Raw genomic sequence first — 14,255 nt, forward strand, 5'->3', positions numbered from 1 at the left:
GATCATGACCTTTGTCGTCACCGACAACTGTATTCGCTGTAAGTACACCGATTGCGTCGAAGTCTGCCCGGTCGACTGTTTTTACGAAGGTCCGAATTTCCTCGCGATCAATCCGGACGAATGCATTGATTGCGGTCTGTGCGAACCGGAGTGTCCGGCCAATGCCATTTTCGAAGAGAATGAAGTGCCGGACGATCAAAAGCAGTTCATCGCACTGAACGCCGAACTCTCACAGCAATGGCCGAATATCAATAAATGGAAAGAAGCACCGGCCGACGCCAAAGAATGGGATGGTGTGCCGAATAAGTTGCAATATTTGGAGCGATAAGTGCTGCAATAAAAAATCCCGCCAGTCGGCGGGATTTTTTATTGACACTCAATTATTGTCCGGCAAAAAGTCCATCGTCCAGTTCGTTTCCCAGGTCTTGCCGCCATCAACCGAAAACGCCTGCTCCCAGCGCGGCCGATTAGGTGAAGGCTGAGACCACAGAAAGCGCACTTTAATTGGCTTGCCGGCAAACGTGTCATCGGCGTAGAACGTGCCAACGCCATCCTTGAACTGCCCTTTCACCGGCACATCAATCGCACCGGGAAATCTTCCGTCCAACCACCAGATCGACCAATTGCCTGTGCTGGCATCGTATGAACGAACGGCGATGGCACGAAAGGTTTGTTCAGGGAAAAACAACTGGTTGTCTTCGATATTGCCAAAGCCACCCAACACCTTTTGTGTACTGGAATAGCCAATGAATTCATCCCATTCATCACATTGGTTCAAGCGCTCTTTCAAGCGCCGGTGTCTGACCTGCCACTTGCCGAGAACAAAATCAAAATCCGTCGGCGCATTCGGCTCAAGCTGTTGCAACATTGCTGTACATCCTTGGTAAGAGTCATTCCCATACATTGTACCGAAAAAAAATCCCGCCATTCGGCGGGAATCTTTCAATTCATTTACTGCATTTAACTCATCTGTGCTCTAAGCGCATTGACTTTCTGGCTCATCTCCGCCGACAACTCCGATGGCGTCAAGCGTCCGATGATGTTTTCCAATACGCGTTTTTCGTTGGCATCGATGACGCCATCTTTCATCGCAATGGCAATCAAGCGGTCCAACTCATGGACATCCAGTTTGCCATCGTTGGCAAAGCAATTGATCGAGCGATAAGTCAGTTCCAGATAATCGCGCTTTTCCTTTTCCATTTTTTAACCTCAGTGAGCCCTTCCCTGATCCGTGATGAGTCACGAATCCTTACATTGCCGCCAAGGCATCAGCCAGGGCTTGTTGCAAATCTTTTGTTTCTTCGATACCCACCGAGATGCGCACGAGGTTGTCATGAATACCCAGCTTGGCGCGCGATTCTGCCGGCACTGACGCGTGAGTCATGATGGCTGGATGCTCAATCAGGCTTTCGACACCGCCGAGACTTTCGGCCAGCGTGAAGATTTCAATCGATTCCAGGAAGCGTTTGGCTTCCGCTAAACCGCCTTTGAGGAACACCGTGATCATGCCGCCGAATCCGCTCATTTGTTTTTTCGCGACGGTATGTTGCGGATGCGATTCAAGACCGGGATAGACCACTTTTTCAATTTTCGGATGTTTCTCCAGCCACTGCGCCAGTTCCATAGCGGAAGCGTTGTGCTGACGCATACGCAATGCCAGGGTTTTCAGACCGCGTAGCGCCATGTAGCTGTCCATCGGGCCGGCAACGGCACCGATACTGTTCTGCAAAAAGGCCAGCTTTTCGCCGAGTTCTTCCGTCGCCGCCACCAGCAGGCCGCCTACCATGTCGGAGTGGCCATTCATGTATTTGGTCGCCGAGTGCATGACGATGTCGGCGCCGAGTTCAACCGGCCGCTGGTTGAATGGCGTCGCAAAGGTGTTATCGACGACAACAAACATATCGTGTTTTTTTGCTTCGGCGGCAATCGCGGCGATATCACAGACTTTCAGCATCGGATTGGTCGGAGTTTCAATCCAGACCATGCGCGTGTTCGGTTTGATCGCGGCTTTGAACGCATTCAAATCGGTCAGATCGACCATCGAATAATCGAGACCCATCGAGCGCTTGCGCACTTTGTCGACCAGTCGGAAAGTACCGCCGTAAACATCGTCCATAACGATCAGGTGCTCGCCTTGATCGAGTAACTCCAGCGCCGTTGCCGTTGCCGCCATGCCGGAGGCAAAAGCGAATCCACGCGCGCCATTTTCCAACACGGCGACGCAGCGTTCGTAAGCAAAGCGGGTGGGATTCTGGGTGCGCGAGTATTCAAAGCCGCTGTGCTCACCGGGGCTTTTTTGCGCATAGGTTGAGGTGAAAAACACCGGCGGCATCACTGCACCGGTCACCGGCTCAATGCTCTGGCCGCCGTGAATGACTTGCGTGCCAAACCCGAGTTTTTTATTGCTAGTCATGTTCAATCACCTCTTTGCTATTGCCAGAGCAGTCGCACGGCAATCAGAACCAATAATGCGCCGAGAATGCGATCCACCCAAGGCCCCATTTTCAGAAACTTCAATCGTACCGGCGCGCGCACCATGAACGCGCCGACCAGCGCAAACCAGCCACCGGTAACCAGCCCCATCCAGATGCCGTAACCAATCTGCACCATTACCGGCGTGGTAATGCTGATGATGTTGATATACAGCGCCAGAAAAAACATCGTCGCTTTCGGATTCAATGCGTTGGTCAGAAACCCCAAGCGCCACGCTTGCCATGGCGTATGCGTCGCAACGACTTCTTCATTGATATGAAACCGCTGCACCTGCGAAGATCGCAAACACTGCCAGGCCAACCAGAGCAAATAGCCAGCGCCAACGATGCGAAACCCCAGCATGATTTGCGGATAATCGCGCAGCAAAACCGCGACACCGAGAATCACGTAAGCAACATGCACCAGAATGCCGAAGCCAATACCACAGGCGGTCCACAGCGCGGCCGATTTACCTTGCTGAATGGCTTGCCGCAAAGTAACCAGAAAATCCGGACCGGGGCTGACCACGGCGATGGCGTGTGCCATCGCCAGCAACGCAAATTCGTTGCCGTAAGCGCTCAACCACTGTTGCACGTTGGCCAGGCTCCGGGGATTAAATCAGGCCTTTTTCCTGGCACCAGGTATCGTTGTAGATCTTCGATACATAACGGGTGCCGGTATCGCAGACAAATGTCACGACGCGTTTCGGCGCAGTTTGTTCGCGGCAGTAGCGCAGCGCGGCAGCCAGTAAGGTGCCGGTGGAGCTACCGCCCATGATGCCTTCGACGCGCAGCAGTTCACGAATCACCTTCACTGCTTCATCATCCGGGATTTCGTAAGACTTGGTCACCAACTCCATATTGCAAATAGACGGAATGAAATCCTCGCCAATGCCTTCGACAATCCAGGAGCCAGCTTCTTTGAACTCACCAGTGCGGTGATACAAGTCGAGAATCGAACCTTTTGGATCGGCCAGCACGATATCAATATTCGGATTTTTTTCTTTCAGGTATTTACCGACACCGGACAACGTGCCACCGGAACCGACGCCCAACACAATGGCGTCGATCTTGCCTTCCATCTGTTCCCAGATTTCCGGACCGGTGGTCTCAAAATGGGCTTTGACGTTGGCCGGATTGGCAAACTGATTGATGAAGAAAAAGTTTTTCTCGCGCGCCAAACGAGCGGCGACATCCTGGTAATACTCCGGATGGCCTTTCATGACATCAGAGCGGGTGCGAATGACTTCGGCGCCCATCGCGCGCAGGTTGTATTCCTTTTCCATGCTCATTTTATCGGGCATGACAATCAGCATTTTGTAGCCTTTTTGCGCGGCCACCAGCGCGAGTCCGAGGCCAGTATTGCCAGCCGTCGCTTCGACGAGGGTATCGCCCGGCTTGATATGGCCAGCCTGCTCGGCCGCTTCAATCATATACAGCGCAATACGGTCTTTGATCGAGCCACCCGGATTCATCAGTTCCAGCTTGCCAAACAACTGACAAACGCCGGTATCCAGCTTGCTGAATGCTGTCATCGGCGTGTTGCCAATCATCTCCAGAACATTGCGAGTGACGCTCATTACTACCTCGATCAAATGGGGGAATGGAAAAGCGCGCTAATCTACCACAAAGCGAACTGGCCCAACCCGTTCGTCTGAAGCGTCACGGTATACTCGAACCAGAACCAGCGACAAATAGCCATCCAGAAAGCCAAAACATAAGGGAATCATGTTAGACCGCGCCAAAGTTGTTGACGAAAATTTTACCGCCAAAGTTCAACGCCAGGAATTTCCGCGAGCAGTTCGCCGAATCACGGCCAAGGCCGCCGGCCTCGACCAGGACGCATTTATCGAATTATTCCGTTCGCAAATGCTGTCACGTCATCTCGATTTGCGCGCGCGGATTCTGAAAGATCAAGGCCTCGGTTTTTACACCATTGGTTCCAGCGGCCACGAAGGCAATGCCGCTGTCGCCAAAGTGTTTCGTCACACCGACATGGCGTTCCTGCATTACCGTAGCGGCGCATTCATGGTTCAGCGCAGTAAACATCTGCCGGAAATTGATGTCGTACGCGAACAAATGCTGTCGTTTGTCTGCAGCAAGCTCGATCCGATTTCACAAGGTCGCCACAAAGTGTTCGGCTCGGTTCCGCTTTGGGTGCCGCCACAAACCTCAACCATCGCGTCTCATTTACCAAAAGCTGTCGGTGCCGCCCACGGACTTGGCCTGGCCAAACGCATTGGCCATACCCTACCGATACCTGACGACAGCGTTATCCTGACGTCATTCGGTGACGCCTCGTATAACCACGCCTCTTCGCAAGCAGCCTTCAACACCGCCGAATATTGGCACCACAAAGGCCATGACATGCCGCTGGTGTTTATTTGCGAAGACAACGGCATTGGCATTTCCGTTTCAACGCCACATGGCTGGGTGCGCAGTACGATGGAGCGACGCACCGGCATTGCCTATGTTGCTTGCTCCGGTTTGCATTTACCGGATGTTTATCTGGCAGCACTAGAGGCCGAAGAAATTGCGCGAGCCGAACGTCGCCCGGTGTTTTTGCATGTCGAAACCATTCGCCTGATGGGTCACGCCGGCAACGACACCGAAAGCCAGTATCACGCCCAGAGCAAGATTGAAGCGACCGAAGCTCAAGATCCATTGCTGCACACAGCGAGAATCGCCATTGAAGAAGGCTTCATGACCTCGGCAGAAATTACCGAGGCCTATGAAAGCCTGCGCGCTCAGGTTGAACAAGCAGCAGAAAAAGCCTTGGCGACACCGAAACTCGACAATGCCGATGACATCATGGCATCGGTCGCGCCGAAACGGCCGAACAAACCTGCACCCGCCCAGTTAACCGTCGATCAAAAAACCGAGGTGTTTGGCAAGGCGCTGCCACAATTAAAAGAAAAACGCTCGCTGGCCAATTTGATCAACTTCAGCTTGAGCGAGCTGATGAAGCAATACCCGAACATGGTCCTGTTCGGTGAAGATGTCGGTAAGAAAGGCGGCGTTTATCGCGTCACGGCCGACATTCAATCGCGATTCAGCGAGCAACGGGTGTTCGATACCCTGCTCGAGGAAACCTCGATCCTGGGCGCTGCCATTGGTTACGGTCATCTTGGTTTGTTACCGGTGCCAGAAATTCAGTTTCTTGCCTATACCCACAACGCTGAAGATCAGATTCGTGGCGAAGCGGCAACCCTGTCGTTCTTCAGCAGTGGCCAATACAGCAACCCGATGATCGTCCGTGTTGCCGGCCTAGCTTATCAAAAAGGCTTTGGCGGCCATTTCCATAACGACAACGCGTTTGCATTCTTGCGCGAAATTCCCGGCGTCATTTTGGCGATTCCGTCCAACGGACACGATGCCGCATTGATGTTAAAAGAATGCGCACGGCTGGCCGAAGAACAGAAACGAGTCATCGTTTTTCTTGAACCCATCGCGCTGTATCACGTCAAGGATCTTCATGAGAAGGGCGACAACGGCTGGGCCTTCGCCTATCCAGAACAAGCCGAACCGATTGCGTTCGGCGAACCCGGCAAACATTTCGATGGCAAGGACTTGCTGTTGATTAGCTACGGCAATGGTAACTACCTCTGTCATCAGGCCGAAAAGATTCTGCGTGAACAGCACAACACCCGAGTTACGGTACTGGATCTACGCTGGCTGGCACCGCTGAATGTTGAAGCCATCATCGCTGCCGTCAAAGGCTTCAAGCATGTGTTGGTCGTGGATGAGTGCCGCAAGACCGGCTCGGTCTCGGAAGAAATCATCACTCACCTCGTTGAGCGCTGCGAACAATTACCCAAGCTGGCGCGCATTACCGGCAAAGACAGCTTCATTACCACCGGGAATTCATGGCAGTACCTGCTGCCTTCTACCCAGGATATTGTTCAGGCGGGATTGGATCTGCTGAAAAAATAGATCAAATCGACAATAACGCGATCATCGCCAGTAACGCCGGCAGCGCTTGCAAGAAAAATATGCGCTTGCTGACCGTCAGCGCACCGACGATACCGGCGATGATGATGCAGCCAAGAAAAAAGACCAGCGTATAGCGACCGCTCTCCTGCTGCACCAAGCCCCAAAGTAAACCGGCAACCAGAAATCCGTTGTAGAGCCCCTGATTCAACGCCAGGCCTTTGGATTTTTTGGCGAAATCCTCGTCGATGCGAAAGATCTTTCGGCCGAGTGGTTTGCTCCAGAACACCATTTCCAGCAGCATGAACCCCACATGCAACACAGCCACCAGAATGACCAGACCGATCATGATTTGCACCATTGGCAGGTTGTCCATGGTTCACTCCTTGATGAAAAGCTCAGACTCGCGGCAGCATGCTCGCCATGTTTGCATAGCACGCACAGATCGCCGCGCTTGCCTCAATTACCGCAGAGTATAGTTCTCGCCGAACCGGATACTGTTTGCGCAGCAAATCGAATGCCACGGCAACATCATCGGCAGTGGTCAACGCCTCGCGCATCCGGCGATCATCCTGCGTTGGCAGATAAAGCTCGCGCAGAAATCCAAGCAACTGTTGATTGATTTGTGATGCGGATACCGCAGTTGCCGGCAATGCAAAACGTGCGGGTACGGGAAGCTGCAAATGTTCAGGAATATCCGCACTCAGTGCAAAATGCTTGCAGAACGCTTGATACACGGCGAAGCTGCCATTGGTCTTGCCTTCAAGGCTGTAACCAGCAATATGCGGCGTGGCAATCGCCACTTTCGCCAACAAGTCCGCATCGACATTCGGCTCATGTTCCCATACATCGAGCACCGCTTGATGCTGACTCGATGCATGCAACCACTGCAATAGCGCCTGATTATCGACAACAGGGCCGCGACAGGTATTCAGCAACAGATGAAATTTGCCATCGCGTAATTCGGCTTCACCGATCCAGTGCCGGGTCGACCACGGCTCCTGTTTCTGCAAAGGAATATGCAAGCTGACGACCTGCGCTTGTAAGGCTTCGGCTTTGTTGACGAATCTTACGCTTGCATCCGTGAAGCCCGTAGCGAGCAACGGTGGGTCATGGACAACAAAAGACCAGCCCAACGCCAATAGTTTTTGCGCCAGGCGCTTACCGACATTGCCATAGCCAATAATCGCGATGGCATGCTGATCAGGATTGAACACACCGCGTCGCTGCATTTCATCGAGGCAGGCGATGACGTATTCGGCCACCGCATTGGCATTACAGCCCGGCGCATTGGCAAAAGCGATACCCCGCTGCTGCAATAAGTGACGATCAATGTGGTCATTACCGATGGTGGCCGAACCGACAAATTTCAGTGCGGATTCAGAAAGCAGTTCGGCATCGACTCGGGTAACCGAGCGAACCAATAACACCTCTTTGTCATGCAAATGTTCGGCGCGAATCTGACGGCCTGGACGAAGTTCGATATCACCATGGGCCTCGAACAGCTCACGCACCAGCGGCATGTTCTCGTCGGCGAGAATGCGCATGTAAGGGTTTTAGACCTCGAGCGTTGGAATCAGCAGGCGTTTGAGTTTTTCTGGCTCAACGACCATTTCAGCGATGGTGTAGCGATTCAAACTTAACAGAAAAGCTCGTTCCGCTTCAGCGATAACCGAAATCAGCCGACACGCCGGGGTAATCACGCAGCGATTTTTCTGATGATCAAAACATTCGACCAACGTGAAATCCGGCTCAGTCATGCGCACAACATCGCCAACGCGGATTTCACTCGCCGGTTTCGCCAGCCGCAATCCACCACCACGACCACGCACCGCTTCGATGAATCCTTTCAACCCGAGTTCGTGCGCCACTTTCATCAAGTGGTTTTTGGAGATGTTATAGGCCTTGGACACTTCCTCGATGGTGCAGAGCTTGCCCTGATGCATGGCGATGTACATCAGCAGGCGCAAGGAATAGTCGGTGTAAACCGTTAATCGCATGATGACAATCCTACGCGGCAGCGCCGCTCTAGCTGCAAAAGGCACATTAAATGTACAAGAAATATATCTTAGTAGATTGCGCCAAATCCATGAATGAGTCGATATTTATTGGTAACCGCGCTTAGCGACCGGGACGGTGACTATCGACATTGACCAGCTTTTCGGCGTTCGGCGCATATGTGGATTGCCTGCATTAAGGAATTCTGTCAGACGGCTCAACTTAAGGGCTTTTCGCAGGAAAGTGCCAGCAAATTGTTCTCCGGGTCGCGGAAAAACGCCAACCAGAATTCATGATCGGGCAGTCTGGCCACCATGAATGGCTCGCGCTCAAATACCACCCCCGCCAATTTCAATGCCGCCACCGACGCATCAATATCGGTCGCGGCGAAATACAACACGGAATTGCCCAGATGAGCATTGTTATCGGCTGGCAAGGTCATCATCAGACGCACACCACCCAAATCAAAAAAGCTCATGCCGGGTGCATCGAACAGTTTTTTGATGCGTAGCGTATTCTCGAAATATTCGCTCATGCGCTGCACATCGTTGACGACATAGGAAATTTGCCGAAGTGTGCTGAGTCCTTCCGCCATGGTTCTCTCCTGCTCTCAGAATTTTCCGGAACGATGCGCCAAGTTAAGGTCAGCGGCTATGGCTTGTCCAGCGAGGATGCGATTGGATGACCAACTGGCGTAGGAATGGATGGGAAATAAAAAGCCCGGAGCTTGCGTACCGGGCTTGCTTATTGGCGTCCCCACGGGGATAGACTCCTCACCTCCCTGTGATTCGCCCTACAGGCAGCGCAACGCGCTGTCCAAAACGGCTTCCTGCCGTTTTAATCAAACCCCTCCGGGCTTCGAACTTCGCTGCGCGAAGCACCAAATAAAAAAGCCCGAAGCTTGCGCACCGGGCTTTTTTATTTGGCGTCCCCACGGGGATTCGAACCCCGGTTACCGCCGTGAAAGGGCGATGTCCTAGGCCTCTAGACGATGGGGACTGAACCGTCTACCGCAAATCTTGTGTTCTCATCTCAAGGTTGAATTTGCTATCGCAAATTCGCTCTTCATCAATCACGGGGATTGACTCGCGACGTCCTGTCGCTCGCCCTTCGGGCAACGCTTTCGCGTTGTCCAAATCGGCAATCCTGCCGATTTGTCAAACCCCGGTTACCGCCGTGAAAGGGCGATGTCCTAGGCCTCTAGACGATGGGGACTGAACCGTCTGAAACAAAAACCACCAAAACTGGTGGAGCTAAGCGGGGTCGAACCGCTGACCTCTTGCATGCCATGCAAGCGCTCTACCAACTGAGCTATAGCCCCGAAAGAGGCGCGCATTCTAAGAGTGCCATGCGAGCCTGTCAACCGATTTAAATGCCTTTTTCAGCGATGAATTTCAGCGCGTTTTGCACCCGCTCGATTACCCGTTCGCGGCCGATCAATTCTGCCGTCAGGTCAATTGATGGTGATGCCATGGCGCCGGTCAGCGCGATGCGCAAGGCCGGGCCGATTTTGCCGAAACCAATACTCTGCTCCTGACATACAGCGTCCATGGCGCCATGAATGGCGGCCGCATTCCAATCGGAAAGTGCCTCTAATTTTGGCAACAAGCCCGCCAACGCCGCTTTCGACGTCGCGTTGAATTGTTTCGCGACCGCCGCTTCGTCGTACTGGTCGACATCCTGATAGAAATAGCGGCTGGCGCTGGCCATCGTGCGCAAGTTGTCACAGCGTTCTGCCTGGGCACGGACGACATCGGCCAAAGCCGGGCCGTCGCCGGTGTGAATGCTTTGATCGGCCATGTGCCACTCGAGGTGCTGCGCCACTTCTTCGGCCGGCAGCGTCTTGATGTAGTGATGATTGAGCCACAGCAGCTTTTTCGGGTCGAATGCCGCCGCAGATTTATTGACCTTGTTCAGATCAAACAGCTCGATCATTTCTTCCATACTGAAAATTTCCTGATCGCCATGCGACCAGCCAAGGCGCACCAGATAGTTCAGCAACGCCTGCGGCAGGAAGCCTTCGTCGCGATATTGAATGACGCTGACAGCGCCGTGGCGCTTGCTCAGTTTTTGGCCATCAGAACCGAGAATCATCGGCAAATGCCCATACTGCGGCACCGGCGCATTCAGCGCCCGCAGCAAATTGATTTGCTTCGGCGTGTTGGAAACGTGATCGTTGCCGCGCACGACATGGGTGATGCGCATGTCCAAATCGTCGACTACGACGCAGAAGTTGTACATCGGCGAGCCATCGGTGCGGGCGATGACAAAGTCATCCAATTCGCTGTTGGCGATTTCGATGCGATCGAGGATCAAATCGTCCCAAACGACGCTGCCTTCGTCCGGATTGCGGAAGCGGATGACGTGCGGCTGACTGATATCCTGATCTGTCAGGTGCCGGCATTTGCCATCGTAACGCGGCTTTTCCTTGCGCGTTTCCTGTTCGGCACGCAGGTTGTCGATGCGCTCCTTGCTGCAGTAGCAACGATACGCCGTGCCCTGCTCCAGCATCTGTTTGATCACTTCAAAATAACGCGGAAAACGCTGGGTCTGGAAAAACGGACCTTCATCCTCTTTCAGCCCCAGCCATTCCAATCCCTCGAAAATCGCTTTGACGGCCGACTCGGTCGAGCGCTCCAGATCGGTGTCCTCGATACGCAGCACGTAGTTGCCGCCGGTGTGTTTGGCGTACAAATAGCTGTACAGCGCCGTGCGGGCGCCGCCGACGTGCAGGTAACCGGTGGGACTGGGAGCAAAACGAGTACGGACGGTCATGTTGTTCTGGGGTCTGCTGGCAAAGGGCGCGTATTGTAACAGCGCCACGGCTTTTTTTCGCCGGGCACTTGACCGCTCAAGGTAGACTCCCTATTATGCGCGCCTCCCGATACCTGCATCGGGAATGTCGCAAGACGTCGCAGTACGCAGGGCGCTTAGCTCAGTTGGTAGAGCATCTCCTTTACACGGAGGGGGTCGGCGGTTCGAGCCCGTCAGCGCCCACCAAATCAAAGAAAGCCGGACAATGTTCCGGCTTTTTTATTGCCGCCAATTTACCGCGCCCCTTCCCGCCCAATCTTTACCGGCACAGCTCTTGCTGTAAGCTGGCCATGCCGCACGTTATTCGTCGTCAATCACGGAGTTCAGAACCATGTCGATGCGCAGCGCGCTGTTTCTGATCATGGCCGCCTTGTTAAGTTTGCTGATGGGCCTGCAATGGTGGCAACACCAACAGCAATCACAGCAACTGGCTGCGGCGTTGGCGCGCACCAGTTTTTTGGTGACTCGCGATACCCTGGAAGCCGTGCTATTCAACCCGGTGCTGGAACCATACGGGCTGGCAAGTCCTGCACTGGAAATGCATTTGATTGCTGATCAGCGTGGTCAGGTATTGCGTATTGCCAGTGCGGAAACAGTCACCGATATCCGCATCGATGATCAGGCCGTGCAACAACTGCTGGATCAAAGTACTCGCCAGCGCAATCTCTGGACCATGTCGTTGATGTTCGCCGCGTTAATCGTGCTGGCTTTGCTCACGCATGGCATTACCCGTCCTTTGCAACGCTTGCGCAGTCGTGCTGCCGACGTCGCGCGCGGTGAATTGGGCGCGCAAATCGAACCGAGCCAGCATTTCATCACCGAGCTGACGCAAACCCACCGGGCATTCAACGCCATGTCGAGTCAGCTGCAAACCTTGGCGGAAGAAAACGAAAAGCATCGGCAAACAAAAAACCTGCAGGAGTTCGTTGATATCGCCCGTAGCTTCGCCCATGCCTTGCGCAACCCATTGAACGCACTGGGTCTGGCCACTGATGAACTGACTGAAACGAATTTGGCGGATGATCGTCGGCAGCGTCTGCATCAAGTTTGTCAGCGCCAAATCGCCCATATCGATCACTGGGTCAAGGCAATGCTCGACGCCGGCCTTGCCCAGCACGATCAAACCGAGGCACATGAACCGCAGACCTTGCTGCAACAGGCCATCGCGGCAACCGGCATTGAAGCAGACCGCTTTCGTTTGCAGATTTCGGAAAACCTGCCAGCGCTGCACTGTCGACCGAAAGAAGTGATCAATCTGTTTTCGGTACTACTGAGCAATGCCGTCGAAGCCAGTGATGCCGATGCGCCAATCGATATCTCACTGGACAGCAAAGACGACCTTTTACGAGTGACCATTCGTGATCAAGGCAAAGGCATTGAGCCAGCCATTCACGAGCGATTGTTTGAACCACACAACACCAGCAAAGCACAAGGCGCCGGTATGGGTTTGTATTTGAGTCGGCGCATGGCGCGCGGGCTCTATGATGGCGAGCTGGAAATCGTCAATAATGCTGAACGCGGCACTACCGCCATTCTGACGCTGAAATCCCGGAGCAGTACATGACCACCGGCCCTCGCCTGTTGCTGATAGAAGACGAAAGCGATCAACGCCAGTTACTGCAGGAATTGCTGACACTGGCCGATTATCGGGTTGATGCCTGCGCCGATTTGCAACAGGCCAGCGACTGTCTGGCAAAACAGGTTTACGATTTGATTTTAAGTGACTGGAAACTGCAAACCGGCGACGGCCTGGCGTTTTTTCGCGAACAGATTCAGCACAAACAAGACTGTGCCTTCATTCTGATGACCGCCTACGGTGATGTCAGCCACGCGATGCAATGCTTGCGAATTGGTCTTGATGATTACCTGATCAAACCATTCAACAAACAGCAATTACTGTTCGCTTTGGCGCGCAGCCTGCAACACCGGCAATTGCAGCAGGAAAACTCACGCCTGCATGCCGATATCAGTCAACGCCATCAATTGGTCGATTTGATTGGCGCGGCGCCAAGCATGCAGCAACTCTATCAGCGCCTGGACCGAATTGCCCGCAGCAGCGCCACGGTGCTCCTGAACGGTGAATCCGGAACCGGCAAGGAGCTGGCCGCACGCGCCATTCATCAGCTTTCTGCACGACGGGATAATCCGTTTGCCGTGCTCAATTGCGCAGCGATTCCGGAAACGCTGTTCGAAGCGGAATTGTTTGGCAGCGAAAAAGGCGCTTTTACCGGCGCCGATCGCAAACTGCCGGGTAAAGTCAGCGCCGCTGAAGGCGGCACGCTGTTCCTCGATGAGATCGGTGAACTGCCATTGAGCCTGCAACCGAAACTGCTGCGCTTGCTTCAGGAATCCAGTTATCAAGCATTGGGTAGCAACAAGGAGTGTCGCGCCGATATTCGGGTGATTGCCGCGACCAATCGCGATTTGCAGGAAGAAGTAACACAAGGGCGATTCCGCGCCGATTTGTTTTACCGCTTGAATATCGTGCCGATTCGCTTACCGGCCTTGCGCGAACGTCAGGAAGATATTTTATTGCTGGCCCGCCATTTTCTGAAAACCTTCGCGGACAAACATCAAATACCGGCGCCAGTACTGTTACCCGATGCCATCAAGCGATTGGCTCAGCATCCGTTTGTCGGCAACGTTCGCGAGCTGCGCAATGTCATGGAGCGCTTGCTGCTGTTGCACGATGGTCATCGAGTCGACGCGTCCGCACTCGAACAGTACTTGCAGCTTGACCAGCAGAACAGCATATCGCTCGACTATCAGTTACCGGCCGTTGGTATCGATTGGGAACAACATGAGCGCAGCCTGCTGAAACAGGCACTGGAGCAGGCCGATTACAATCGTACCAAGGCAGCGCGTCTGCTAAGTCTCAGTTACAAGACCTTTATCTACCGACTGGAAAAACACCAGTTGATCCCGGCCGAAAAGTCCGATGAGCAATGAGTCCGGACGGAATATTTCCTGAAATGAGGAAATCGTTTTCCGAAATCGGGAAATTTCATCGAGAGAATGACATCAGCAGCGAGCAAAAACACC

The 14,255-nt window shown here is 53.6% G+C and carries 13 protein-coding genes, 3 tRNA genes and 1 pseudogene; 5 read left to right on the top strand and 12 right to left on the bottom strand.

Annotated features, from left to right (window positions below; genetic code table 11):
• The first annotated feature begins 4 nt into the window (after nt 1-4).
• Complete coding sequence (gene fdxA, locus E2H98_RS02015; RefSeq protein WP_133592844.1) at nt 5-328, top strand: ferredoxin FdxA; 324 nt, start codon at nt 5-7, stop codon at nt 326-328.
• Between the two features lie 48 nt (nt 329-376).
• Here fdxA and E2H98_RS02020 read toward each other — a convergent pair whose 3' ends face one another.
• The 5 genes and pseudogenes from E2H98_RS02020 to E2H98_RS02040 all read right to left on the bottom strand — a co-directional run.
• On the bottom strand, nt 377-868 hold the full coding sequence (locus tag E2H98_RS02020) for a DUF1579 domain-containing protein (RefSeq protein WP_133592846.1): 492 nt from the start codon (nt 866-868) through the stop codon (nt 377-379).
• Nucleotides 869-960: 92 nt separating this feature from the next.
• On the bottom strand, nt 961-1,200 hold the full coding sequence (locus tag E2H98_RS02025) for a hypothetical protein (RefSeq protein ID WP_133592848.1): 240 nt from the start codon (nt 1,198-1,200) through the stop codon (nt 961-963).
• A 49-nt stretch (nt 1,201-1,249) separates the two neighbouring features.
• Entirely contained in the window at nt 1,250-2,413 is a 1,164-nt protein-coding gene (locus tag E2H98_RS02030) for a cystathionine gamma-synthase (protein ID WP_133592850.1), read from the bottom strand.
• A gap of 17 nt (nt 2,414-2,430) precedes the next feature.
• Nucleotides 2,431-3,066 carry a LysE family translocator gene (locus tag E2H98_RS02035; RefSeq protein WP_133592852.1) on the bottom strand — a complete coding sequence of 212 codons (636 nt, stop codon included), beginning with the start codon at nt 3,064-3,066 and terminating at the stop codon, nt 2,431-2,433.
• 22 nt (nt 3,067-3,088) lie between these two features.
• A pseudogene (locus tag E2H98_RS02040) lies at nt 3,089-4,051 on the bottom strand (PLP-dependent cysteine synthase family protein); the annotation flags it as partial.
• 148 nt (nt 4,052-4,199) lie between these two features.
• Here E2H98_RS02040 and E2H98_RS02045 point away from each other — a divergent pair.
• A complete protein-coding gene (locus E2H98_RS02045) occupies nt 4,200-6,404 on the top strand; it encodes a thiamine pyrophosphate-dependent enzyme (RefSeq protein ID WP_133592855.1) in 2,205 nt (734 codons plus the stop codon).
• Between the two features lies 1 nt (nt 6,405).
• Here E2H98_RS02045 and E2H98_RS02050 read toward each other — a convergent pair whose 3' ends face one another.
• The 7 genes from E2H98_RS02050 to gltX all read right to left on the bottom strand — a co-directional run bounded on the left by E2H98_RS02050 (nt 6,406) and on the right by gltX (nt 11,174).
• Nucleotides 6,406-6,777: a DUF1304 domain-containing protein gene (locus E2H98_RS02050; RefSeq protein ID WP_232475448.1), complete on the bottom strand. Its 372-nt coding sequence runs from the start codon at nt 6,775-6,777 to the stop codon at nt 6,406-6,408.
• A gap of 22 nt (nt 6,778-6,799) precedes the next feature.
• Nucleotides 6,800-7,948 carry a 4-phosphoerythronate dehydrogenase gene (locus E2H98_RS02055; RefSeq protein WP_133592857.1) on the bottom strand — a complete coding sequence of 383 codons (1,149 nt, stop codon included), beginning with the start codon at nt 7,946-7,948 and terminating at the stop codon, nt 6,800-6,802.
• Nucleotides 7,949-7,957: 9 nt separating this feature from the next.
• Nucleotides 7,958-8,401 carry an Rrf2 family transcriptional regulator gene (locus tag E2H98_RS02060; RefSeq protein WP_133592859.1) on the bottom strand — a complete coding sequence of 148 codons (444 nt, stop codon included), beginning with the start codon at nt 8,399-8,401 and terminating at the stop codon, nt 7,958-7,960.
• A gap of 215 nt (nt 8,402-8,616) precedes the next feature.
• Nucleotides 8,617-8,994, bottom strand: a complete 378-nt coding sequence (locus E2H98_RS02065; protein ID WP_133592861.1) for a VOC family protein — start codon at nt 8,992-8,994, stop codon at nt 8,617-8,619.
• Between the two features lie 328 nt (nt 8,995-9,322).
• Nucleotides 9,323-9,398, bottom strand: a tRNA-Glu gene (locus E2H98_RS02070).
• A gap of 246 nt (nt 9,399-9,644) precedes the next feature.
• Nucleotides 9,645-9,720 (bottom strand) — tRNA-Ala (locus E2H98_RS02075).
• Nucleotides 9,721-9,767: 47 nt separating this feature from the next.
• Nucleotides 9,768-11,174 carry a glutamate--tRNA ligase gene (gene gltX / locus E2H98_RS02080; protein ID WP_133592863.1) on the bottom strand — a complete coding sequence of 469 codons (1,407 nt, stop codon included), beginning with the start codon at nt 11,172-11,174 and terminating at the stop codon, nt 9,768-9,770.
• A gap of 149 nt (nt 11,175-11,323) precedes the next feature.
• Here gltX and E2H98_RS02085 point away from each other — a divergent pair.
• The 3 genes from E2H98_RS02085 (at nt 11,324) to E2H98_RS02095 (ending at nt 14,162) form a co-directional block, all read left to right on the top strand.
• Nucleotides 11,324-11,399 (top strand) — tRNA-Val (locus tag E2H98_RS02085).
• 145 nt (nt 11,400-11,544) lie between these two features.
• Nucleotides 11,545-12,777, top strand: coding sequence for a HAMP domain-containing sensor histidine kinase (locus E2H98_RS02090; RefSeq protein ID WP_133592865.1), 1,233 nt, complete (start codon nt 11,545-11,547; stop codon nt 12,775-12,777).
• Nucleotides 12,774-14,162 carry a sigma-54-dependent transcriptional regulator gene (locus E2H98_RS02095; RefSeq protein WP_133592867.1) on the top strand — a complete coding sequence of 463 codons (1,389 nt, stop codon included), beginning with the start codon at nt 12,774-12,776 and terminating at the stop codon, nt 14,160-14,162. The genes E2H98_RS02090 and E2H98_RS02095 overlap by 4 nt, the downstream gene beginning before the upstream one ends.
• Nucleotides 14,163-14,255: the final 93 nt, after the last annotated feature.

The sequence above is a fragment of the Permianibacter aggregans genome (assembly GCF_009756665.1).
GTDB classification, from domain to species: domain Bacteria; phylum Pseudomonadota; class Gammaproteobacteria; order Enterobacterales; family Permianibacteraceae; genus Permianibacter; species Permianibacter aggregans.

Coding starts and splice junctions, on each gene's coding strand:
- fdxA (WP_133592844.1), top strand. CDS start 5: ATGACCTTTGTCGTCACCGACAACTGTATTCGCTGTAAGTACACCGAT.
- E2H98_RS02020 (WP_133592846.1), bottom strand. CDS start 868: ATGTTGCAACAGCTTGAGCCGAATGCGCCGACGGATTTTGATTTTGTT.
- E2H98_RS02025 (WP_133592848.1), bottom strand. CDS start 1,200: ATGGAAAAGGAAAAGCGCGATTATCTGGAACTGACTTATCGCTCGATC.
- E2H98_RS02030 (WP_133592850.1), bottom strand. CDS start 2,413: ATGACTAGCAATAAAAAACTCGGGTTTGGCACGCAAGTCATTCACGGC.
- E2H98_RS02045 (WP_133592855.1), top strand. CDS start 4,200: ATGTTAGACCGCGCCAAAGTTGTTGACGAAAATTTTACCGCCAAAGTT.
- E2H98_RS02050 (WP_232475448.1), bottom strand. CDS start 6,777: ATGGACAACCTGCCAATGGTGCAAATCATGATCGGTCTGGTCATTCTG.
- E2H98_RS02055 (WP_133592857.1), bottom strand. CDS start 7,948: ATGCGCATTCTCGCCGACGAGAACATGCCGCTGGTGCGTGAGCTGTTC.
- E2H98_RS02060 (WP_133592859.1), bottom strand. CDS start 8,401: ATGCGATTAACGGTTTACACCGACTATTCCTTGCGCCTGCTGATGTAC.
- E2H98_RS02065 (WP_133592861.1), bottom strand. CDS start 8,994: ATGGCGGAAGGACTCAGCACACTTCGGCAAATTTCCTATGTCGTCAAC.
- gltX (WP_133592863.1), bottom strand. CDS start 11,174: ATGACCGTCCGTACTCGTTTTGCTCCCAGTCCCACCGGTTACCTGCAC.
- E2H98_RS02090 (WP_133592865.1), top strand. CDS start 11,545: ATGTCGATGCGCAGCGCGCTGTTTCTGATCATGGCCGCCTTGTTAAGT.
- E2H98_RS02095 (WP_133592867.1), top strand. CDS start 12,774: ATGACCACCGGCCCTCGCCTGTTGCTGATAGAAGACGAAAGCGATCAA.